Annotated in this window: 20 protein-coding genes and 1 riboswitch; of the genes, 6 read left to right on the forward strand and 14 right to left on the reverse strand. The window is 72.6% G+C overall.

Translation table 11 applies throughout. From position 1 onward, the window contains the following. Positions 1-25: 25 nt before the first annotated feature. Positions 26-169, reverse strand: a complete 144-nt coding sequence (locus K6T13_RS09240; RefSeq protein ID WP_222894306.1) for a hypothetical protein — start codon at positions 167-169, stop codon at positions 26-28. Between the two features lie 187 nt (positions 170-356). On the opposite strand from K6T13_RS09240, the gene K6T13_RS09245 reads away from it, so the two are divergent. The 6 genes from K6T13_RS09245 to K6T13_RS09270 all read left to right on the forward strand — a co-directional run bounded on the left by K6T13_RS09245 (position 357) and on the right by K6T13_RS09270 (position 8,682). Further along, entirely contained in the window at positions 357-1,184 is an 828-nt protein-coding gene (locus tag K6T13_RS09245) for a formate dehydrogenase accessory sulfurtransferase FdhD (protein ID WP_222894307.1), read from the forward strand. 72 nt (positions 1,185-1,256) lie between these two features. Then, positions 1,257-1,535 (forward strand): Fe-S cluster assembly protein HesB, encoded by a 279-nt coding sequence (locus K6T13_RS09250; RefSeq protein ID WP_222894308.1) that lies wholly within the window; start codon positions 1,257-1,259, stop codon positions 1,533-1,535. 60 nt (positions 1,536-1,595) lie between these two features. Then, positions 1,596-2,765 carry an exonuclease SbcCD subunit D gene (locus K6T13_RS09255; RefSeq protein ID WP_222894309.1) on the forward strand — a complete coding sequence of 390 codons (1,170 nt, stop codon included), beginning with the start codon at positions 1,596-1,598 and terminating at the stop codon, positions 2,763-2,765. Next, entirely contained in the window at positions 2,762-5,758 is a 2,997-nt protein-coding gene (locus K6T13_RS09260) for an AAA family ATPase (RefSeq protein ID WP_222894310.1), read from the forward strand. Before K6T13_RS09255 ends, K6T13_RS09260 begins: the two co-directional genes overlap by 4 nt. Before the next feature lie 9 nt (positions 5,759-5,767). After that, a complete protein-coding gene (locus K6T13_RS09265; protein ID WP_222894311.1) occupies positions 5,768-7,288 on the forward strand; it encodes a TldD/PmbA family protein in 1,521 nt (506 codons plus the stop codon). Continuing rightward, positions 7,285-8,682: a metallopeptidase TldD-related protein gene (locus K6T13_RS09270; protein WP_222894312.1), complete on the forward strand. Its 1,398-nt coding sequence runs from the start codon at positions 7,285-7,287 to the stop codon at positions 8,680-8,682. The genes K6T13_RS09265 and K6T13_RS09270 overlap by 4 nt, the downstream gene beginning before the upstream one ends. 70 nt (positions 8,683-8,752) lie before the next feature. Here K6T13_RS09270 and K6T13_RS09275 read toward each other — a convergent pair whose 3' ends face one another. The 13 genes from K6T13_RS09275 to K6T13_RS09335 form a co-directional block, all read right to left on the reverse strand. Beyond that, a complete protein-coding gene (locus tag K6T13_RS09275) occupies positions 8,753-10,048 on the reverse strand; it encodes a serine hydrolase domain-containing protein (protein WP_222894313.1) in 1,296 nt (431 codons plus the stop codon). A 9-nt stretch (positions 10,049-10,057) separates the two neighbouring features. Further along, a complete protein-coding gene (gcvP, locus tag K6T13_RS09280; protein WP_222894314.1) occupies positions 10,058-12,928 on the reverse strand; it encodes an aminomethyl-transferring glycine dehydrogenase in 2,871 nt (956 codons plus the stop codon). Between the two features lie 82 nt (positions 12,929-13,010). Next, positions 13,011-13,119: riboswitch (glycine riboswitch) on the reverse strand. A gap of 76 nt (positions 13,120-13,195) precedes the next feature. Then, on the reverse strand, positions 13,196-13,807 hold the full coding sequence (locus K6T13_RS09285) for a MerR family transcriptional regulator (protein ID WP_430227059.1): 612 nt from the start codon (positions 13,805-13,807) through the stop codon (positions 13,196-13,198). 164 nt (positions 13,808-13,971) lie between these two features. Beyond that, complete coding sequence (locus K6T13_RS09290) at positions 13,972-14,460, reverse strand: bifunctional nuclease family protein (protein WP_222894315.1); 489 nt, start codon at positions 14,458-14,460, stop codon at positions 13,972-13,974. Between the two features lie 41 nt (positions 14,461-14,501). After that, positions 14,502-15,236, reverse strand: a complete 735-nt coding sequence (gene ftsR / locus K6T13_RS09295) for a transcriptional regulator FtsR (protein WP_222894316.1) — start codon at positions 15,234-15,236, stop codon at positions 14,502-14,504. Continuing rightward, positions 15,236-15,748, reverse strand: a complete 513-nt coding sequence (locus K6T13_RS09300) for a zinc-ribbon and FHA domain-containing protein (RefSeq protein ID WP_222894317.1) — start codon at positions 15,746-15,748, stop codon at positions 15,236-15,238. Before K6T13_RS09300 ends, ftsR begins: the two co-directional genes overlap by 1 nt. Before the next feature lie 98 nt (positions 15,749-15,846). Continuing rightward, a complete protein-coding gene (gcvH, locus tag K6T13_RS09305) occupies positions 15,847-16,233 on the reverse strand; it encodes a glycine cleavage system protein GcvH (protein ID WP_222894318.1) in 387 nt (128 codons plus the stop codon). Between the two features lie 59 nt (positions 16,234-16,292). Further along, entirely contained in the window at positions 16,293-17,048 is a 756-nt protein-coding gene (locus K6T13_RS09310) for a DUF881 domain-containing protein (protein ID WP_222894319.1), read from the reverse strand. Beyond that, on the reverse strand, positions 17,041-17,373 hold the full coding sequence (locus K6T13_RS09315; protein ID WP_222894320.1) for a small basic family protein: 333 nt from the start codon (positions 17,371-17,373) through the stop codon (positions 17,041-17,043). Before K6T13_RS09315 ends, K6T13_RS09310 begins: the two co-directional genes overlap by 8 nt. Further along, the gene (locus tag K6T13_RS09320; protein WP_222894321.1) at positions 17,370-18,239 is read right to left on the reverse strand and encodes a DUF881 domain-containing protein; all 870 of its coding nucleotides are present in this window, start codon (positions 18,237-18,239) and stop codon (positions 17,370-17,372) included. The genes K6T13_RS09315 and K6T13_RS09320 overlap by 4 nt, the downstream gene beginning before the upstream one ends. Further along, positions 18,232-18,834: a cardiolipin synthase ClsA gene (gene clsA / locus K6T13_RS09325; RefSeq protein WP_222894322.1), complete on the reverse strand. Its 603-nt coding sequence runs from the start codon at positions 18,832-18,834 to the stop codon at positions 18,232-18,234. The genes K6T13_RS09320 and clsA overlap by 8 nt, the downstream gene beginning before the upstream one ends. A gap of 74 nt (positions 18,835-18,908) precedes the next feature. Then, on the reverse strand, positions 18,909-19,958 hold the full coding sequence (locus tag K6T13_RS09330) for a hemolysin family protein (RefSeq protein WP_222894323.1): 1,050 nt from the start codon (positions 19,956-19,958) through the stop codon (positions 18,909-18,911). Next, positions 19,955-21,313 carry a hemolysin family protein gene (locus K6T13_RS09335; protein ID WP_222894324.1) on the reverse strand — a complete coding sequence of 453 codons (1,359 nt, stop codon included), beginning with the start codon at positions 21,311-21,313 and terminating at the stop codon, positions 19,955-19,957. The genes K6T13_RS09330 and K6T13_RS09335 overlap by 4 nt, the downstream gene beginning before the upstream one ends. Positions 21,314-21,369 lie beyond the last annotated feature (56 nt).

The following is a 21,369-nucleotide window of genomic DNA, read 5'->3' on the forward strand; positions in this document are numbered from 1 at the left end:
GCCAGACCGCCCCGACCCTCCCCCGTCAGCGCGTGCGCAGGCGCAGGGTCCGCCACCGACGTCGCGATGTCTCCGACCGGGCGAGCTCCACCGTCCGCAGCATCGCGAGCTCCTCGTACGAGTGCGTCCGCGCGTCGACGATCCCGAAGGACAGGTACTGCGAGGTCATGGTGGCGCTCGTCCCTTTCCGGCCGATCCAGCGGCCGATCGAAGTAATAGATAAGTGCGCTTGCGCGACCCTTACATCCTAGGTCGGACCGGGGGCCGCCTCCGCATCGCCGACCACGTGATCTCGCGCACCACCCACGACCGCCCGGCGGAGGCGATCACCAGCGGCGGCGACCTAGGCTGGGGCCGTGACGCAGACCCACCGCCCCGGCCCCACCCTCCGGGTGCGGACGCGTGAGCTGGTTCCCGGCACCGAGCGCCCGCGCGAGGACCGCGTCGCCGCCGAGGAACCCCTGGAGGTGCGTCTGGGCTGGCCGGGCCGGGCCGCGCAGCGGGTCTGGGTGACGATGCGGACGCCCGGTCATGACTTCGAGCTCGCCGCCGGCTGGGTCGTCCACGAGGGCATCGCGCCGCCCCACGCCCTCCGGACCGTCGCCTACTGCACCGACGTGGAGCTGACGCCCCAGCAGGAGCTCAACGTCGTCACCGTGACCCTGGCCACGCCGCCCACGGTCGACCCCACGACGAGACTCGGCGCCCAGAGCAGCGGCTCCTCGGCGTGCGGGGTCTGCGGCAAGGACAGCATCGAGGCCGCGCTCGCCACGCCGCTCGCACCCGCCTGGGCCGGGCCGGTGGCCCCGGCGGAGGTGGTGCGCGCGATGCCCGCCCGGCTCCGTGATGAGCAACCGGTCTTCGACATCACGGGAGGCGTGCACGCCGCCGGGCTCGCCGACGCCGACGGCACGCTGCTCGCGGTGCGTGAGGACGTCGGGCGCCACAACGCCGTCGACAAGGTCACCGGCGCCCGGGTGCTGGCCGGCGAGGATCCCGCCGCCGCCCTGCTGGTCGTCAGCGGTCGGGCGGGCTTCGAGCTCGTGCAGAAGGCCGTGGCCGTCGGCACCGGTGCCCTCGTGGCGGTCGGGGCACCCTCCGCCCTGGCGGTCACGCTCGCCCAGCAGGCCGGGATGGCCCTCTACGGCTTCACCCGCGACGACCGCACCGTCCGCTACGCCTGACCCGACTTGTGTGCGCCGGACCCATGGGGCACGGTGGACAGGGTCCTGTACTCCAGATCGGAAGCGAGCGACATGCTCACCCTCACCGAGAACGCCACCGCCGTGGTCAAGGGGATCGCCGACCAGGTCCCCGAGGCATCGGGCCTCCGCATCACCGGCGGACCCGCCGAAGAACCGTCCCTCGAGGTCGCCCCCGCCAGCGCCGCCGAGCCCGGCGACCAGGTCGTGGAGCAGGAAGGGGCCACCGTCTACCTCGACGAGAACGCCGTCCTGCTGCTCGACGACAAGGTGCTCGACGCGCGCGTCGACGAGGAGGGTCGGGTCGAGTTCGCGCTCGGCCAGCAGGGCTGACTCCCGCTCCTGGCGGCGTGGGACCGCCGGCCTGTCGGCGGTCCCACCTACCGTCGGGGCGTGCGCCTGCTCCACACCTCCGACTGGCACCTGGGCCGGTCCTTCCACCGTGAAGGACTGATCAGCGCCCAGGCGAGCTACGTCGACCACCTGCTCGAGGTGGTCGACCGCGAGCGGGTCGACCTGGTCGTCGTCTCGGGCGACGTCTACGACCGGGCGCTCCCCCAGGTCGACGCCGTCCGGCTCGCCGACGAGGCGTTCGCCCGGCTGGCAGCGAGCCGCGCCCGCGTGGTGGTGACCAGCGGCAACCACGACAGCGCCCAGCGGCTCGGCTTCGGCAGCCGGCTGATGGACGCCGCCGGGATCCACGTGCGCACCGACACCGGCGCCGTCGGTGATCCCGTCGTCCTCGAGGACCGACACGGTCCCGTGGCCGTCTACGGCCTCCCCTACCTCGACCCCCGGCTCCTGCGCGAGCCGTGGCAGCTGTCCGTGCCCTCCCACGAGGCGGCTCTGACCGAAGCCATGCGCCGGGTGCGGGACGACCTCGGCCGACGCGCCCGACACACCCGGTCCGTGGTGCTGGCACACGCCTTCGTCGCCGGTTGCCGGCCCAGCGACTCCGAGCGCGACATCAGCGTCGGCGGCGTCTCGATGGTTCCCGTCTCCGTGTTCGACGGCGTCGACTACGCCGCGCTCGGCCACCTCCACGGTCGGCACGTGCTCACCGACACGGTCCGCTACAGCGGCTCCCCGCTCGCCTACTCGTTCTCCGAGGCCGGGCACCACAAGGGGTCGTGGCTGGTCGACCTCGCGCCTGACGGGTTCGGCAGAGCCGAGTTCGTCGACGCCCCGGTGCCGCGGCCGCTCGCGGTCCTGCGGGGTGGCCTCGAGGACCTCCTCGCCGATCCGCGACTGACGCAGCACGAGCGGTCGTGGGTGCACGCGACCCTGACCGACGACCTCCGGCCGGATCGGGCCATGGAGCGGCTGCGGCGTCGCTTCCCCCATGCACTCTCCCTCGCCTTCGAGCCGACCGCCCCGCCGGCCGAGGAGGCCGCGGTCGCACGGACCCAGGGGCGCAGCGACCACGAGATCGCGCTCGACTTCGTGGCGGAGGTCCGCGGTCGGCCCGCCACCGTCCCCGAGGCTGCGTTGCTGCGCGACGCCTGCGACGCGTGTCCCGATGATCCGGATGCCGACGTGGTGGCGCCGGTCAGGGCGTCGTGAGGATCCACCGGCTGGAGGCGACGGCCTTCGGCCCGTTCGCCGACCGTGTCGCCGTCGAGCTCGACCAGCTCTCCGACGCCGGGCTCTTCCTGCTGACCGGCGCCACTGGTGCCGGCAAGACCAGCGTGCTCGATGCCATCTGCTTCGCTCTCTACGGCGCCGTGCCGGGCGACCGACAGACCGCCAAGCGGCTCCGGTCCGACCACGCCGCACCCGGCGTCGCACCCGAGGTGACCCTGGAGCTGACCGTGGCCGCACGGCGGCTGCGGATCGTCCGCTCGCCGGCCTGGGTGCGACCCAAGCGGCGCGGCACCGGCACCACCCAGGAGCAGGCCCGGGTCCTCGTGACCGAGCGGGTCGACGGGACGTGGCAGCCGCTCGCGACCAGGCTCGACGAGGCCGGGCACCTCGTCACCGGCCTGCTGGGGATGAACCTCACGCAGTTCTGCCAGGTCCAGCTGCTGCCCCAGGGGCGGTTCCAGGCGTTCCTCCGCGCCGACTCCCGCGAGCGGCACGACCTGCTCCACCAGCTGTTCAGGACCTCGCGGTTCGTGGCCGTCGAGGCATGGCTGCGCGACCGGCGCCGCACGCTGCGCCGCGATGCCCGAACCCACCACGACCGCGTCGCCGGCCTCGCCGGCCGGCTCAGCGAGGCAGCCGGCGAACCGCTCCCCGCCGCCTGGGACCCCCACGACCTGTCACCGGTCGCCGAGGAGCTGCTGGCGTGGGCGACCGACGTGCTCGCCCGGGCCGCTCAGGCCCATGCCGACGCGCTCCTGGAGACCGTGGCCGCCGAGGAGGCCGACCGGGAGGCTCACGTCGAGCTCGAGAGGGCCCGGAGCCACCACGACCGGCAGCAGCGGCTCGCGCGTGCCCGACACGAGCACCGCGAGCTGACGGAGCAGGAGGTGACCCACCAGGAGCGCTCCCACCGGCTCGCGGTGGCGCGTCGCGCCGCCACGCTGCGGCCGACCCGTGCCGAGCAGGCCCGGACCGCCCGGGAGCATGCGATGACGCATCAGCGGGCTGTGACGGCGATGGAGCGCGCCGCGACCCTCCTCGCCCGCGACACGCTCGCTGACAGCGAGCTCCCCGCCCTCCACCGGCAGGTCTCAGACCGCGTCGCCCAGGCGCGGGCCCAGCTGCCGCTGGCCGACGAGCACGCCCGGCTGGAGGCCGCGACGGCCGTCGACCGCGCCGATCGCGACCTGCTCTCCGCAGACGTCGCCGCCGTCGAGGACGAGCTGGCCACCCTGCCCGACCAGCTGAGGATCCTGCAGGCCGACCACGAGCGGGCGCGGGCCGCTGGTGACCGACTCCCCGGTGCCCGGCAGGCCGCGGAGAGGGCGGCCACCCTGGTGGAGGCCGCCCGTCGCGCCGACGAGCTCACCGCCCGGCGCACCGACGCCGAGCAGCGGTGGCGCGAGGCGGTCGACGCCGCCCAGGACCTCCGCGAGCACTGGCTCGGGATCCAGGAGCGCAGGCTCACCGGCATGGCGGCGGAGATCGCCGGCGGCCTGGCCGTGGGCGCCTGCTGCCCGGTGTGCGGGTCCGCCGACCACCCACGGCCGGCCGAGGCCGCCCCCGACGCGCCCGACGCCCAGGCAGAGCGAGAGGCCCGCCGTGCCGTCGACGACGCGGAGGCCGAGCGTCACGCACGTCACGGGGCGGTCCGTGACCTCGACACGGCCATCGCGCTGGCCCGGGAGCAGACCGGAGGACGCGACCTGGCCGAGCTCGAGGCCGAGGCGACCCGCGCCGCCGAGTCCGCACGCCGGCTAGAGCAGGAGGCCTGCCGCCTCGAGCAGGCCGCCGCCGGGCTGCAGGAGGCCGAGGCCGCCCACGAGCAGGCCACCACACGACGTTCCGACCTCGTCGCCCGGCGGGCAGCCACCGACGCGGCGCTGGCCGAGCGGCTCGATCGCGCCCGGTCGATCGCCGCCCAGCTCGAGGCATTGCTCGCCGACACCGGCGCAGAGACGCTCCCCCAGCTGGTCGAGCAGCTCATCGCGGTGGAGGACGCCTGTCGCGAGGCAGTCCTCGCCACCGACGAACGTGACCGCGCAGCCACGGCGGCAGCGGAGGCCCGCCGCCGCGCGGAGGACTGCGCGGCGGAGGCCGGCTTCGGCTCGCTCGAGGAGATCGGGGCGGCCGAGCTGCCCGACGAGGAGATCACCGCGCTCGACGACGCCGTGCGCCGCCACGAGGTCCGGCTGGCGGCGGTCCTCGAGGTGCTCGGCGATCCCGACCTGCTGGCCTCCGAGGCCGTTCCCGAGGTCGACCTCGTCGCCCACGAGCAGAGTCGTCACACCGCGGCTGAACGCCTCTCCGCTGCCCGCGCGGCGGCCAGCCGGGCGGAGGAGCGCACCGCCCGCCTCGCGAGCCTGGGTGGCGACCTCTCGGCTGCCGCCGCGGCCTGGGGGCCGGCCCGGGACCAGCTCGCGCTCGTGGACCGGATGGCGACCCTGGTCGACGGCAGCGACGCGGACAACCGGCTCCGGATGCGGTTGTCCGGCTACGTGCTCGCCTACCGGCTCCGGCAGGTGGTCGCCGCGGCCAACGAACGCCTGGTGGGCATGACCGACGCCCGCTACCGACTCGAGCACAGCAGCGACCGTGGTGCCGGCGAGACCCGCGGCGGGCTCAGCCTGCGGGTCCGCGACGACTGGACGGGTGAGTCGCGTGACCCGGCGACCCTCTCCGGTGGCGAGACCTTCGTGGTCTCGCTCGCCCTGGCGCTCGGGCTGGCCGACGTGATCACCCACGAAGCGGGCGGCGTCGAGCTCGACACCCTCTTCGTCGACGAGGGGTTCGGCACCCTCGACGCCGAGACCCTCGATCACGTGATCGACATGCTCGACGGTCTGCGCGACGGCGGACGGGTGGTCGGGGTGGTCAGCCACGTCGCCGAGCTGCGCGACCGGATCCCGGCCCAGCTGCACGTGCGCAAGACGCGGACGGGCTCGACGCTCCACCCCGGGGGCGTGGGCTAGGTTCTCGTCGTGACCCCGACGCTCGACCCGACGTTCCTGGACCTCCCCTACCGCGCCCTCGGCGACGTCGCCCTCCAGCGCGCCAGCGAGCTCGGGGCCGACCACGCGGACTTCCGGTTCGAACGGGTGCGCTACCAGCACCTCGGGGTCCGGGACGGCGTGCTGCAGGGAGCTGCCGACAGCGAGGACCTCGGGTTCGCCGTCCGCGTGATCCACCGTGGCGCCTGGGGCTTCGCCGCCGGCGTGGTCCTGACCCCGCAGGAGGCGGCCGCCGTCGCGGAGCGCGCTGTCGCCGTGGCGGTCGTCGCCGCGGACATGACCAGCACGCCCGTCGAGATCGCCGACGAACCGGTCCATGCCGACGTCACCTGGGTGTCGGCGTACGAGCAGAACCCCCTCGAGGTACCGACCGCTGAGAAGGCGGACCTCCTCATCGGGTGGACTGACCGGCTGCGCCGGCACGCGGCCGTCCAGCACGCGACCGCGTCCCTGCAGCAGGTGCAGGAGAACAAGTACTACGCCGACCTCGCCGGGACCCGGACCACCCAGCAACGGGTCCGGCTGCAACCCCACTTCGAGGCGATGGGCACCGACGAGGCCACCGGCGTCTTCGACTCCATGGCCACCCTGGCTCCCCCCGTGGGACGCGGCTGGGAGTACCTCACGGGGTCGGGGTACGACTGGGACGCCGAGCTCGCCGAGGTGCCGGAGCTGCTGGCCGAGAAGCTCGTCGCGCCCACGGTCACCCCGGGCACCTACGACCTCGTCATCGACCCGTCCAACCTGTGGCTCACGATCCACGAGTCGATCGGCCACGCCACCGAGCTCGACCGGGCCCTCGGCTACGAGGCGAACTACGCCGGCACCTCGTTCGCCACCTACGACCAGCTCGGGTCCCTGCAGTACGGCTCGCCCCTGATGCAGGTGACCGGCGACCGCACCACCGAGCACGGGCTCGCCACCATCGGGTACGACGACGAGGGGGTCGCCACCCAGGAGTGGGACATCGTGCGTGACGGGGTCCTGGTCGGCTACCAGCTCGACCGCCCGATGGCCCGGATGAAGCCCGAGCTCAACGGCGGACGTTCCAACGGTTGCGCCTACGCCGACTCACCGGGCCACATCCCCATCCAGCGGATGGCCAACGTGTCACTGCAACCCGCCGCGGAGGACATCGGCCTCGAGGACCTCGTCGGTCAGGTCGAGAACGGTCTCTACGTCGTGGGCGACAAGTCCTGGTCGATCGACATGCAACGGTTCAACTTCCAGTTCACCGGACAGCGCTTCTTCGAGATCCGCGACGGGCGGCTGGGCGGGCAGGTCCGCGACGTCGCCTACCAGGCGACCACGACGGAGTTCTGGGGCTCGCTCGCCGCGGTCGGTGGGCCCGCGACGTGGGTCCTGGGCGGTGCGTTCAACTGCGGCAAGGCCCAGCCCGGCCAGGTCGCTGCGGTCAGCCACGGTTGCCCGGTGTCACTGTTCCGCGACGTCCGCATCCTCAACACCAACGACGAGGGAGGCGCCCGATGACGACCACCACGTGGACTCCGCAGTCCCTCGTCGAGCAGGCGCTGGCGACCACGACGGCCAACCACTGCGTCGTGATCGTCCGTGACACGACCGCTGCCAACCTGCGCTGGGCCAACAACACCCTCACCACCAACGGCGTCACGCACGGGGTGGACGTGACGGTGGTGAGCGTTGTCGAGCACCCCGGAGGGATGGCCTCGGGCTCGGTGAGCGGCAGCGCGACGACCCAGGCGCAGGTGGCCGGTCTCGTCGCCGCGGCGGACGCAGCTGCCCGGGCCGCCAGCCCCGCGGAGGACGCGCAGCCACTGGTCGCCGGTCAGGAGTCGCCGGACTGGGAACAGCCACCGGTGCCGACGGACATCACGGTGTTCGACCGGTTCGCTCCCGCCCTCGGTGAGGCCTTCGGGACCGCCGGGGCCGCCGGTCGCACGCTCTACGGGTTCGTCAGTCACGCGCACACCACCACCTACCTCGGGTCCACGACGGGTCTCCGGCTGCGGCACGTGCAGCCGACCGGGCACGTCGGGTGCACCGGCAAGGACCGCAGCCTCACCCGGAGTGCCTGGGTCGGCGGGGCGACCCGCGACTTCTCCGACGTCGACGCGCTCGCCCTGGAGGCCGAGCTCGCCCAGCGGCTGGCCTGGGCGGAGCGCCAGGTCGACCTGCCGGCCGGACGCTACGACACCGTCCTGCCGCCGACGGCCGTGGCCGACCTGATGATCGACGCCTACTGGTACGCCGGCGCGCGGACCGCCCACGAGGGCCAGTCGGCCTACAGCCGCCGGGGCGGCGGCACCCGCATCGGCGAGCGGATCGCCCGACCCGGCGTGACCCTCTACTCCGACCCGCACGAGCCCCACCTCGAGTGCGCACCCTTCGTCACCGCGGCCACCTCCGACAACGAGCAGTCGGTCTTCGACAACGGCCTGCCGCTGGGACGCACCGACTGGATCGCCGACGGCGAGCTGCGTGCGCTCCTGCAGACCCGTCACTCCGCGGGGCTCACCGAGCAGCCGGTGACGCCCTACGTCGACAACCTGGTGCTGTCGGTGGAGGGCGGGACCGGTGACATCGACACGATGGTGCGTGGCATCGAGCGCGGGCTGCTGATCACGTGTCTGTGGTACATCCGCGAGGTGGACCCCCAGAGCCTGCTGCTCACGGGCCTCACCCGCGACGGGGTCTACCTGGTCGAGGGCGGGGAGATCACCGGGGCCGTCAACAACTTCCGGTGGAACGAGAGTCCCCTGGAGCTGCTCAACCGGTTTACGCACGCTTCGGCCACGGTGCCGAGCTTCAGCCGGGAGTGGGGCGACGACTACTTCTCCCGGACCGCCACGCCCGCGCTGCGGATCCCCGACTTCAACATGAGCTCGGTGTCGCAGGCGCGGTGAACCCCACCGGCCAGGGTGACCGCCTGCCAGCACGGCCGGACCACCCCGGGCCGGATCAACGCAGGCCGGATCAACCCGGGCCGGGCCGTCGGGGTGCGCCGCCAGGGATGGGCGCCTCGGCGTCGTAGGGAGTCCGCGTGTAGACGAAGGTGGCGCACTCGAGGTGCCTGACGGTGCCGTCTGCCCGCCGGTGCACGTGCAGCGTCTCGCCGCGGTGGTAACCGGACACGCCCCGCAGCCGGCCGTCGTGCAGCTCGAAGCGCTCCCCTGCCCGGTCGGGCACCGCCAGGCTGCGCAGGTCCAGGCCCTCGTTGTGCCAGCGCAGCTCCAGGGCGGAGTTCCCCCAGAACCACAGGCCCGGGAGGCCGGCGACCTCGGCAGGCAGGGAGCTCGTCGGCCGCCAGGGGGCGGGAAGGTCGTCGACGAAGTCACCGTCGATCAGGTCCATGACCAGACGTTCGGGATCGATGCCCGTCGTGGCGTTGCTCAGGACCACACCCCCGATGCCGGAGCCGGGGTCGACGTAGAGGGCGGCCATGAAGCCCGGCATCGAGCCGCCGTGGCCGATGAGCACTCCCCCGGCGTTGGCCGAGAGACGCAGACCCAGGCCGTAGGACTCCTCGACCGGGCGCGACATCTCGGTGAGCGACGCGGGAGCGAGCACGTCGGGCCGTGCGCCAGACAGGAACTGCCCCCACGTCACCAGGTCCGCGACGGTGGACCACAGCTGCCCGGCCGGCGCCATCGCACCGGTGCTCGTCAGCGGCTCGAGCGCCCGGATGCCGGTGAAGTGGTCGACGCTCCACCCCGGCTGCGCCCCGGGCCGGGGCAGGTAGGACGTGCGGGTCATGCCCAGCGGGCCCAGCAGCCGCTCGGCCACCACCTGGCGCCAGGGCTGGCCGGCCAGCCGGGCCACCACCTCGCCCAGCAGGCCGTAGCCGAGGTTGGAGTAGTGGTAGTACTCCCCCGGCGCAGCAACCCGACCGCTTCCGTCGTTGGCCGCGAGCAGAGCGGCGATGTCCACGCCGCGGGACCGCTCCCACCACGGACCCGCTGGCTCGCTCTGCATGCCGGAGGTGTGGCTGAGCAGGTCGCGGATCCGGGCATCGGCGTACCCGACGTCACCCAGGTGGCGTCCCAGCGGGTCGTCGAGGTCCAGGCGGCCGGCGTCCCGCTCCTGCATCACGAGGACCGCCGTGAGCGTCTTGGTGATGGAGCCGATGCGGTACTGGCCGTCGATGCCGGGGCAGTCGCCCGACGCGCCCGCCCAGACGACGCCGTACCGGTCGAAGACCGCCCCGACGACCGACGTCAGGCGCCCGTTCGCCTGGGCGAGGTCGAGGCAGTCCTGTCGCCGCTCCGTCACGGGGCGAACCTACGCGAACGCCTCCGGCGGCGGGCAGGCGCAGACCAGGTTGCGGTCGCCGTAGGCCTGGTCGACCCGCGCGACGGGTGGCCAGTACTTGTCCGCGTCGATGCCCGCCGGGTAGGCCCCCAGCTCGCGGGGGTAGTCGCGGTCCCAGTCACCGACGAGCGCCCGCCCGGTGTGGGGCGCGTGGCGCAGCGGGGACTCCTCGGCGCTCCACTCCCCCGCGGCGACCCGGTCAATCTCGCCACGGATCGCGATCATCGCCGCCACGAACCGGTCGAGCTCGGCGAGGTCCTCGGACTCGGTCGGTTCGACCATGAGGGTGCCGGCCACCGGGAAGGACATGGTCGGCGCGTGGAAGCCGTAGTCGATGAGCCGCTTGGCGACGTCGTCGACGGTGACACCCGTGTCCTTGGTGAGGCCACGGAGGTCGAGGATGCACTCGTGGGCAACCAGCCCGTTGTGTCCGCGGTAGAGCACCGGGAAGTGCTCGTCGAGCCGTGCCGCGACGTAGTTGGCCGCCAGCACGGCGACCGAGGTCGCCGTGGCCAGCCCGGCCGCGCCCATCAGCCTGACGTAGGCCCACGAGATCGGCAGGACGCCGGCGGACCCGTACGGCGCCGCGCTGATGGCGCCGATGCCCTCGCGCTTGGGGTGCTCGGGGTGCATCGGGTGCGAGGGCAGGTACGGCGCCAGGTGCTGGCGCACGGCCACCGGCCCGACCCCGGGCCCGCCGCCGCCGTGCGGGATGCAGAAGGTCTTGTGCAGGTTGAGGTGGGAGACGTCGCCGCCGAACTCGCCCGGTCGCGCGTGACCGAGCAGTGCGTTGAGGTTGGCGCCGTCGACGTAGACCTGCCCGCCGTGCTCGTGGACGACCTCGCAGAGGCGGGTGATTCCGTCCTCGTAGGCCCCGTGCGTGGAGGGGTAGGTCACCATGATGGCGGCGAGGTCGGCGGCGTGCTCCTCGCACTTCGCCTGGAGGTCGTCGAGGTCCACCGACCCGTCGTCGGCCGCCTTCACCACCACGACCCGCATCCCGGCCATGACCGCGGAGGCGGCGTTGGTGCCGTGGGCCGAGGACGGGATCAGGCAGACGTCGCGCTGCTCGTCGCCGCGCGCCCGGTGGTAGCCGCGGATGGCCAGCAGCCCGGCCAGCTCGCCCTGGGAGCCGGCGTTGGGCTGGATCGACACCCGGTCGTAGCCGGTGACCGTCGCGAGCCAGTCCTCGAGCTGCGCCACCAGCTCGCGGTAGCCGATCGCGTCGTCGGCGGGCGCGAACGGGTGCAGGTCGGCGAACCCCGGCAGGGAGACGGGCTCCATCTCGGTGGTCGCGTTGAGCTTCATCGTGCAGGAGCCGAGCGGGATCATGCCGCGGTCGAGGGCGTAGTCACGGTCGGAGAGCCGTCGCAGGTAGCGCAGCATGGCCGTCTCGCTGTGGTGGGTCGAGAAGACCTCGTGGGTGAGGTAGGGGGTGGTGCGCCGCAGGGCCTCCGGGATCGCGTCGCCGGTGGCCTGGTCGAGCGCCTCCAGGTCGGTCGCCTCCTCCTCCCCGAAGGCCCCCAGCACCGACTGCAGGGTCGCGAGGGTCGTGCTCTCCGAGGTCGAGATGCCGATCCGGTCGTCGTCGACGAGGCGCAGGTGGATGCCGTCCTCGCGGGCAGCGGCCACCACCTCGGCGGCGCGGCCCTCCGCGCGGACCACGATGGTGTCGAAGAACTCGTCGGTCTCGACGACGTGACCGGCCTGGCGCAGGGCGGCGGCGAGGACGGCGGCGTAGCGGTGGGCCCGGGTGGCGATCGCCCGCAGCCCCTCGGGGCCGTGGTAGACGGCGTACATGGAGGCGACGACGGCCAGCAGCACCTGGGCGGTGCAGATGTTGGAGGTCGCCTTGTCGCGGCGGATGTGCTGCTCGCGGGTCTGGAGGGCCAGCCGGTAGGCAGGGCGTCCCTCGGCGTCGACCGAGACGCCCACCAGGCGCCCGGGCAGGTGTCGCTCGAGGCCGGGGCCGACCGCCATGTAGCCGGCGTGCGGGCCGCCGTAGAACAGGGGCACCCCGAAGCGCTGCGAGGACCCGACGACCACGTCGGCACCCAGCTCGCCGGGCGCCTCGAGCAGGGTGAGGGCCAGCAGGTCGGCGGCGACCACGGCGAGCGCACCCCGGTCGTGGGCGGCCTCGATCAGCGGCCGCGGGTCGCGGACCCTGCCCTCGGCGCCGGGGTACTGGACCAGCACGCCACACAGGTCGCCGTCGGGCAGTCCCCCGTCGAGATCGGCGACGACGACCTCGATGCCCATCGCCTCGGCGCGGGTCCGGACCACGTCGATGGTCTGCGGCAGCGCGTCCGCGTCCAGCACGAACGGGCCGCTCGCCGACCGCTTGGCGCGACGCACGAGCGTCATCGCCTCGGCCGCGGCCGTGCCCTCGTCGAGCAGCGACGCGTTGGCGGTCGGCAGGCCGGTCAGGTCGCCCACGACCGTCTGGAAGTTCAGCAGTGCCTCGAGCCTGCCCTGGGAGATCTCGGGCTGGTAGGGCGTGTAGGCGGTGTACCAGCTGGGGTCCTCCAGCACGTTGCGCCGGATGACGGGCGGCGTGATCGTCGGGTGGTAGCCCAGGCCGATCATCGACTCCGCGGGGCGGTTCTGGGCAGCGAGGGCGCGCAGCTCACGCGCCACGGTCGACTCGTCGGCGGCGTCGGGCAGCGCGAGGTCCTCGGCGCTGCGGATGGCGCCGGGCACGGCTGCTTCCATGAGGGCGTCGAGCGAGGCGTACCCGAGCGTCTGGAGCATCCGCTCGATGTCGTCGGGCCGTGGACCGAGGTGGCGGTCGAGGAAGGGCGACGCGGCGTCGAGCGCCCTCAGGCTGGGGTGGTCGGACACGGGTGGCTCCTCGGATCGGCTGCAGTCGTCTCGATCGATCGGCCTCCCCCTCTGTCGCCCGTACGGCGGGCTCCAGAGTTGCCTGGCCCGCGCAGTCCTGGCGCCTGAGAGGTTCCGGGGAGGAGTTGCCCCTTCGGCGCTCCGTACGCCGGCCCACAGGCGCGACGCGGAGACTCTCCCGCGCGGGTTCGTCAGCGGTGCCAACCTACCACCGCGACCGCGAGGTCCTCGGTTCCTCGCCGGTCGCAGGTGGGGAGCCGCGGTGGCTCAGCCGGTCTGGCGGGCGGCCCGACGGGCAGCGAGCTCGTCGCCCTCGACCGGGGCGTCGTCCTCGGCCGTGCGCTCGCTCGGCAGCTCGGCGAGGGTGCCCTCGATCTCGCGCCACACGCCGCCGATGGCGATGCCGAAGACGCCCTGCCCACCCTGGAGCAGGTCGATGACCTCGTCATTGCTGGTGCACTCGTAGACCGAGATGCCGTCGCTCATCAGCGTCACGCGGGTCAGGTCGTCGGTGCCGCGCTCGCGCAGGTGCTGCACGGCGGTACGGATCTGCTGCAGGGAGATGCCTGCGTCGAGCAGTCGCTTGATGACCTTGAGGATGAGGATGTCGCGGAAGGAGTAGAGCCGCTGGGACCCGGAGCCCTTGGCCCCGCGGACGCTCGGCTCGACCAGGCCGGTGCGGGCCCAGTAGTCCAGCTGGCGGTAGGTGATGCCTGCGGCGTTGCAGGCGGTGGGGCCGCGGTAGCCGGTGTCGCTGGGCAGCGGCGAGACGTCGTCGGTGAAGAGCAGCCCCTGCTCCTCGGCCGCCTCGGCGGCCAGCGCGGTGTCGTCGTGGGCTGCCCGCTCGGCGCCGTCCGGCTCGAACTCGTTACCGGCCACTCGTTCCTCCTGCTGCTACTCCGTTGGGCGTAACTCCCGGGGAAGACCGGACCGCGGATCACGAGGTGGTGACCACAACGGTGGAGTTACAACAGAGACAGTTCACGGTAGGCCGCGCGCCGGGGGTGGTCAATCAGGACGGCGGCGTGTCGCAACCCTCAACCTCAGCTTGAGGATGAGGGAGGCTCCGGCGACTCGAAGTCGTCGGGTGAGACCTGGTCGAGGAACTCGCGGAACCGTTCGACCTCGTCCTCCTGCTCGGCCGGGACCGCCAGCCCCACCTCGTCGAGCACGTCCTCGCTGCACACGATCCGGGACCCCGTGCGCAGCGCCAGCGCGATGGAGTCCGAGGGCCGGGCGCTGACCTCGGCCCCAGAGGACAGCACGAGCGTGGCGAAGTAGACCCCGTCGCGGACGTCGGTGATCCGCACCTCCGAGAGCTCGTGGCCCGTCGCCGCCAGCAGGTCCTTCAGCAGGTCGTGGGTCAGCGGTCGGGGCGGCACCACGCCCTGCTGCGCGAAGGCGATGGCCGTGGCCTCGACCGCCCCGATCCAGATCGGCAGGTAGCGGTCACCGGCCACCTCGCGCAGCAGCACGATCGGGCTGTTGGAGGGCATCTCCACCCGGACACCCATGACATCCACTTCGCGCACGCCTTCACCCTACTCCCCGCTGGTGCACCCGGGTCGGGCCCTCAGACCGAGCGCAGGCCGGCCTTGACCAGGGTCGCGTGGAGGCGCACCGAGAGCGCGGCGATCTCGCTGACGGTCTCTTCCGCACGGGCCTTGGCGGCCGTGTCGCGGCCCCGCTTCTGGGGCGCCACGACCTGCTCCACCAGACCCACCTCCCGGTCTGCCGCGGTCTTGAAGGCCCGGAGGTGCCGGGGTTCGAACCCGAACTCGGACAGCTCTCGGGCCGTCCGCGCGATGACGAGGGCATCGGTGTCGTAGTGGCCGGTGCCGACTCGGGGCACGATGAGCCCGAACTGCTCGAGCTGGTCGAGCAGCCCCTCGTCGATCTCGGCGATCTTGACCAGCTCCTTGCGGGAGAGCCGGATGTTGTCTTGACGCGCGAACGACCCGGCGCTGGGCAGCCCGTCGGCAGCGAGCGCCACCTGCGGGACGGTCGGCACCACCGAGTCGATCGGCGGCGGCTCGAGGCCACGGTCGATGGCGTCGAGGTGCTCCCCGATGACCTTGAGCGGCAGGTAGTGGTCGCGCTGCATGGTGAGGATGTAGCGCAGCCGCTCCACGTCGGCGTGGGTGAACTTGCGGTAGCCGGCCGGCGTCCGCTCCGGCTTGATCAGACCCTTGTCCTCGAGGAACCGGATCTTGGGGATGGTGACACCCGGGAAGTCCGGTCGGAGCCGGTCGAGCACCTCCCCGATGTTCATCCTGGCCCCGGGTGACCCGGTGGCAGGCTGGGTCATCACTGCCCCGAGTGGCCCGAGAAGAACACCAAGCGGTACTTGCCGATCTGCACCTCGTCGCCGTCGTTGAGCTGCACCTTGTCGATGCGGTCCCGGTTGACGTAGGTGCCGTTGAGGCTGCCGGTGTCGCTCACGGTGAACGACTCCCCCTCACGGTGGAACTCCGCGTGCCGGCGGGACACCGTCACGTCGTCGAGGAAGATGTCGCTGTCGGGGTGGCGGCCGGCGCTGATCTCGTCGGCGTCGAGGAGGAACCGGCTGCCCGCACCCGGACCCCGCTGCACCACGAGCAGGGCGTGCCCCGGCGGCAGCGCGTCGACCGCGGCCGCGTCCACCGGGCTCAGCTGGCGGTCCGAGGTGTCGGTCTTCTCCCGGGAGACACCGAAGGTGATGGTCGCGGTGCCCTCGGCGGGCGAGTCCGGTGCGTCGGCAGTGACCAGGCGGGTCCCGCACTGGGAGCAGAACCTGGCCTCGTCCGGGTTCTGCTTGCCGCAGGCTGTGCAGTACGGCATCGGAAGTCCTCCACGATCGTCAAACCCTCACCAGGGGGCTGAGGTTGATGGTTGTCCCGAACCTATCAGCACCGGCAGCGCCGGCACGGGGGAAAGAGTCAGGAGTCGAGCGTCCCCTGGTAGGCGGTCGCGTCGAGCAGCCCGTCGGTCGACCCGCTGTCGGCCGGCACCAGCTCGAACAGCCAGCCACCGCCGTACGGGTCGTTGTTGACCAGCTCGGGGGTGGCGTCCAGCGACTCGTTGCGCGCCACCACCTCACCGGACACGGGAGCGAAGATGTCGCTCACCGACTTCGTCGACTCCAGCTCACCGCACGGCGAACCTGCCTCGACCGACTCGCCGACCTCGGGGAGGGAGACGTAGACGATGTCGCCGAGCGCGTCCTGGGCGTAGTGGGTGATCCCCACCCGGATGGAGCCGTCGCTCTCGCCGGGCTCCCGGACCCACTCGTGCTCGGCGGTGTACTTCAGGTCTTCGGGGTACACGGGCTCTCCTCGTCGCTGGCGTGGGCGGGACTCAACGCCTGCAGGCTAGCGGCTGGGGCTCAGGACCCCGAGCCGGGTTGGGTGTAGTCGAGGCGCTGCGGCTCGACGACGGACTCGATGTCGAGCGACTGGAGCTCCTCGATCTGCACCGAGGCCCCGTCGCGCTCGAGCTGGTCGACCGGTCCGTCGGGGAAGACCATGCCGCCGTGGAGCGTCGCGGGGTCGCCGATCACGTCGATGACGTAGGGCGGCTCCAGCAGGGTGCCGTCGACGTAGATGCCGCCGACGCCGTCCTCGAAGGACGTGGAGGCGATCACCCGCACCTGCCCGTTGACCTGCATCGCCTCCGCGAACGCGGTGCGCATCTCCTGCACGGTGTCGAGCAGCGAGTCGATGTCGACCTGGCCGGTCTCCTCGGTGATCGTGACCCGGATCCCCGGCCCGGTCACCGGCACCGTCCCGGCCAGCACGGCCAGCGCGTCGGCCTCGGCCCGTGCCTGCTCGATGGCCGCCTGCTCGGCGCTGGTGTCGCTCTGCAGCTCGGCGCGCGTCTCCTCCAGCCGGGCAAGCTCGGCCTCGGCCCGTTGCGTGGTGCCGGCCAGGCCGTTGAGGACGTCGATCAGGGCCTGCTCGCGGTAGCCGGCATAGGTGTCGTCGACCTGGTAGGACCGCATCTGGGTGATCGCGGCGAAGCCGACGACGGCCAGCAGCAGCCCCACCACCAGCTGCTGGCGGGAGGGGTGGCGCAGCGCGGCGAGCAGACGGCGACGGCCACCCGTCCGCTGGTCACCGGTGTCGGTCGACGGCTCAGGCATGGAACAGGTGACGGCGGATGGCCGCGACGTTGGAGAAGATGCGGATGCCGAGGACCACGATGACACCGGTCGACAGCTGGCCACCGACCCCGAGCTGGTCACCGAGGTAGACGATCGCGGCGGCGATCACGACGTTGCTGAGGAACGAGACGACGAAGACCTTGTCGTCGAAGATGCCGTCGAGGTAGGCGCGCAGGCCACCGAAGACGGCGTCGAGGGCCGCCACCACGGCGATCGGCAGGTACGGCTCGAGGCCCAGGGGAACGTCGGGCTGGAAGATCAGCCCGAGCACGATCCCGAGCAGCAGTCCCAGGGCTGCGATCACTGCTGCTCCTCCTCGACGCCGGCCCGCCCGCGCTGGTCCGCGGTCCCGGCCTCGACGTAGCTGAGCCGGCGCTGCAGGGCACCCGGCAGGGTCATGTCGTCGACATTGTCCATGGTGTACTCGAAACCGAGCTGCTCCGCCAGGGAGAAGAACTCCGCGCCGTGGCTGGTGTCGAGGAGCCGGGCCTGCAGGTTGCTGCTGTCACCGATCGCCCGCACGAGGTAGGGCGGGGTGAGCGGCATGGTGTTGACGTGCACCGCCCGGCCCACGTTGCGGATCGGCCCGAGCGGGTTCAGCCGCTGGTCGTTGATCGCGATCGCCTCGGCCCCGGCCTCCCACAACCCGTTGACGAGCTTGGCGAGGTCGGCGTCGGTGACCTGTTGGACCGGGTCGCCGTTGGGGTTGCCCGACACCTGGACCCGCACCCCCTCGCCGCTGGCGGTGCGGTAGCCGGTGCTCAGCTCGAGCCGGCGTACCTGCGCCTCGGCCTGCTGCCGGCTGGCGGTCAGCTCCGTGACACCCTCGGTCAACGCGCGGTTCTCGCGCCCGAGGTCGGCGATCCTGGCCCGCAGGTCCTCCAGCGCCCCCCGCTCGGTCTCGATCCGCGCGATCAGCGTCGCTCGTCCCGCGTCCGTGATCTGCTCGCTGCGAGACGTCTGGACGGCGGCGAGGCCGATCAGGACGCCGAAGACGACGACCGCGGCGCCCGCGACCATCCGCGACCGCGGCGGCTCGGCGGGGGCACCCTCGGCGGCCCGCCGCTGGGCGGCGACCCGGTAGTCCTCCTCGAGCGCCTGCTCGGTGATCAGGGACAGCAGGGGCGTCGTGACGTGGGCGGGCAGCTCGCGCTGGCGGGTCTCAGCCATCGGGCGCTGCCACGCGTCTCGGCGTCGTCTGGACGTAGCGGAACACCTGGTAGGCGTAGAGGATGCCCGCCCACCAGTAGAGCCCGATCCCCCACACGGCGAACGCCCAGCCGAAGACGTCGGCCAGGGTAGGGATCACGCCGTCACCGTCGCCGAGCAGCAGCAGCGGGAAGGCGTAGAGCAGGTTGAAGGTCGCGGCCTTGCCCAGGAAGTGCACGGGAAGCGCGCTGGCTCCCCGGGTGCGCAGGATCGGCACGAGGATCCACAGCAGCGCGTCGCGCAGCGGCAGGATCACCGCCACCCACCACGGGATGATGTCGCGCAGCGCCAGGCCGAGCACGACCGCGAGGATGTAGAGGCGGTCCGCGACCGGGTCGAGCACCTGCCCGAGCCGCGAGAACTGGTCGAGTCGACGGGCGAGGTAACCGTCGAGCCAGTCGGTGAAGCCGGAGACCATGAGCAGACCCAGCGCCCAGGCGTCGGCCTCCGGACCGAGCACCAGCCACAGGAAGACCGGCACTCCCGCGAGGCGCGCCACGCTGAGCAGGTTCGGCACGGTCCACACGCGGTCGTCACGTGTCGAGTGGTCCGCCAATGGTGTTCTTCCTGCGTGTCGTGGGTGCCGGTGCGTCGCCACCCTATCCGCCCGACGCGCGCCGACCGGCGAGGTCACGCCGGCTCGTCGTGGTGGGCCGCGTCGCGGATCTCCCCCACCAGCTCCTCGATGACGTCCTCGAGCGTCGCGACCCCCTGCACCGCGCCGTCGTCACGGACGACCAGGGCCATGTGGGCACCCCGCTGGCGCAGCTGGGTGAGGGCGTCGTGGAGCCAGTCGCCCTCGCGCACCGGCGCGAAGGGGCGGACCCACTTGTCGTCGACCACCCGGTCGCGGCGCGCCTCGTCGGTCTCGAGCACGTCCTTGATGTGCAGGTAGCCCACGAGCTGGTCGTCCTCCGACACCACCGGGAACCGGCTGTAGCCGGTCGCCGCGCACAGCGACTCGACGTCGGCCACGGTCGACCCCCGGCGGACGGTCGCGAGGTCATCGGCGGGCATCAGGACCTCCGCCACCGTCTTCTCGGTGAACCCGAGGGCACCGGCGAGCCGGTCGTACTCCTGCTGCTCGAGGAGGCCCTCGCCCCGGGACTCCTCGACCAGGGCCGCGACCTCCTCACGGGTGTAGCTGGAGCTCACCTCGTCCTTCGGCTCCACCTTGACCGCTCGCAGCGTGGCGTTGGCGATCGCGTTGAGTCCCCGGATCACCGGGCTCAGCACGGTGACCACGCCCATCATCGGCGGACCGAGGATGAGGGCGGACTGCTCGGGGCCGGCGATGGCGATGTTCTTGGGGACCATCTCGCCGAGCACGACGTGGAGGTAGACCACGATGGAGAGCGCGATCGCGAAGGCGATCGGGTGGAGCAGCTGGTCGGACACCCCGAGGTCGTGCAGCAGCGGTTCGATGAGGTGGGCGACGGCCGGCTCGCCGACGGCACCGAGGCCCAGGGAGCACACGGTGATGCCGAGCTGGGCACCGGCCATGACGAGGCTGACGTTCTCCATCGCGCGCAGCGTCGTCCGCGCCATCCGTGACCCCTCGAGGGCCCGCGGCTCGATCTGGCTGCGTCGTGCCGACACGAGCGCGAACTCGGCGCCGACGAAGAACGCGTTGGCCAGCAGCAGCACGATCGCGATGGTGATGGCGGTGCCGGTGCTCATGGCGTCTCCTCCCCCGCGGCGGTCCCCTGCAGCAGCCGGAGGGCCAGCCGGTCCACGCGCAGGCCGTCCATGTGCAGCACCGTCAGCGTGGCCAGCTGCTCACGCACCTCCTCCGGGTCCGAGCGGTCGGGGACCGGCACCTCGGCCACGTCGCCCGCCGACGGGATCCGCCCCAGGGTCTGCATCACCAGGCCGGCCACCGTGTCGTAGTTCTCGTCCTCGGGGAGCTCGATCCCGGTGAGGTCCTCGACCTCGTCGGGCCGCAGCAGCCCGGAGAGCAGCCAGCTGCCGTCCCGGCGCTGCCGGGCGCGCGCGCCCAGCCGGTCGTGCTCGTCGGCGATGTCGCCGACGATCTCCTCGATGACGTCCTCGAGGGTCACGATGCCCGCGTGGCCGCCGTACTCGTCGAGGACCACGGCCATCTGGAAGCCGTCCTCGCGCAGCAGGTTGAGCAACGGGTCGAGCCGGATGGTGTCGGGCACCACGATCGGCTTGACCATGATGTGCTTCACGCGGGTGGTGGCCCGCTCCGGGACCGGCAGCGCCACCGCGTTCTTGACGTGGACCGTCCCGACCACCTGGTCGTCGTTGTCGAGCACCGGGAACCGGGAGTGGCCGCTCTCGCGGGCCAGCTCGATCACCGCAGAGGCCCGGTCACCCTCCTCCAGGGTCAGGTTGCGCACCCGCGGGGTCATGATCTCACCGGCGGTGCGGGTGCCGAACTCGACCGAGCGCTCCATCAGCTCCGCGGTGGGGGCGTCGAGGGTCCCCTGGTCGGCCGACCGCTGCACGAGCGAGGCCAGCTCGCTCGAGCTCCGCGCCGAGCGGAGCTCCTCCTGCGGCTCGACCCCGAGACGGCGTACGAGCGCGTTGGCGGAGCCGTTGAGCAGGCGGATCGCCCCCCGGTTGACCGCGGTGAAGCCGCGCTGGAAACCCTGGGTGGCCCGAGCGGTGGCCAGCGGGCGGGCGATCGCGAAGTTCTTGGGGACCAGCTCGCCGAACAACATGGTCAGCACGGTGCTCAGCGTGAGCGCGATGCCGATGGCGACCGGCGTGACCGCGCCGCGGGGCAGGCCGGCGCTCTCGAGCGGGTCGTCGATCAGCCGGGCGACGGCGGGCTCGGCGAGGAAGCCGATCGCCAGGTTGGTCACGGTGATGCCGACCTGTGCCCCGGAGAGCTGCGTTGACAGCGACCGCAGGGCGCTCTGCACGCCCTGGGCGCGGTGGTCACCGGCAGCGGCAGCCTGGTCGACCTGGCTCCGGTCGACCGTGACGAAGGCGAACTCCGCCGCCACGAAGAGCCCGCAGGCCACGATCAGCAGCAGCGACGTCGCCAGGAGGAGCAGCTCGGTCACGGGAGGCGCTCCGGGGCGGACGGTTCGGGTGAGCGGCTACTTTGAGGGCCGTCCAT

The sequence above is a fragment of the Nocardioides coralli genome (genome assembly GCF_019880385.1).
Classification (GTDB): Bacteria; Actinomycetota; Actinomycetes; order Propionibacteriales; family Nocardioidaceae; genus Nocardioides; species Nocardioides coralli.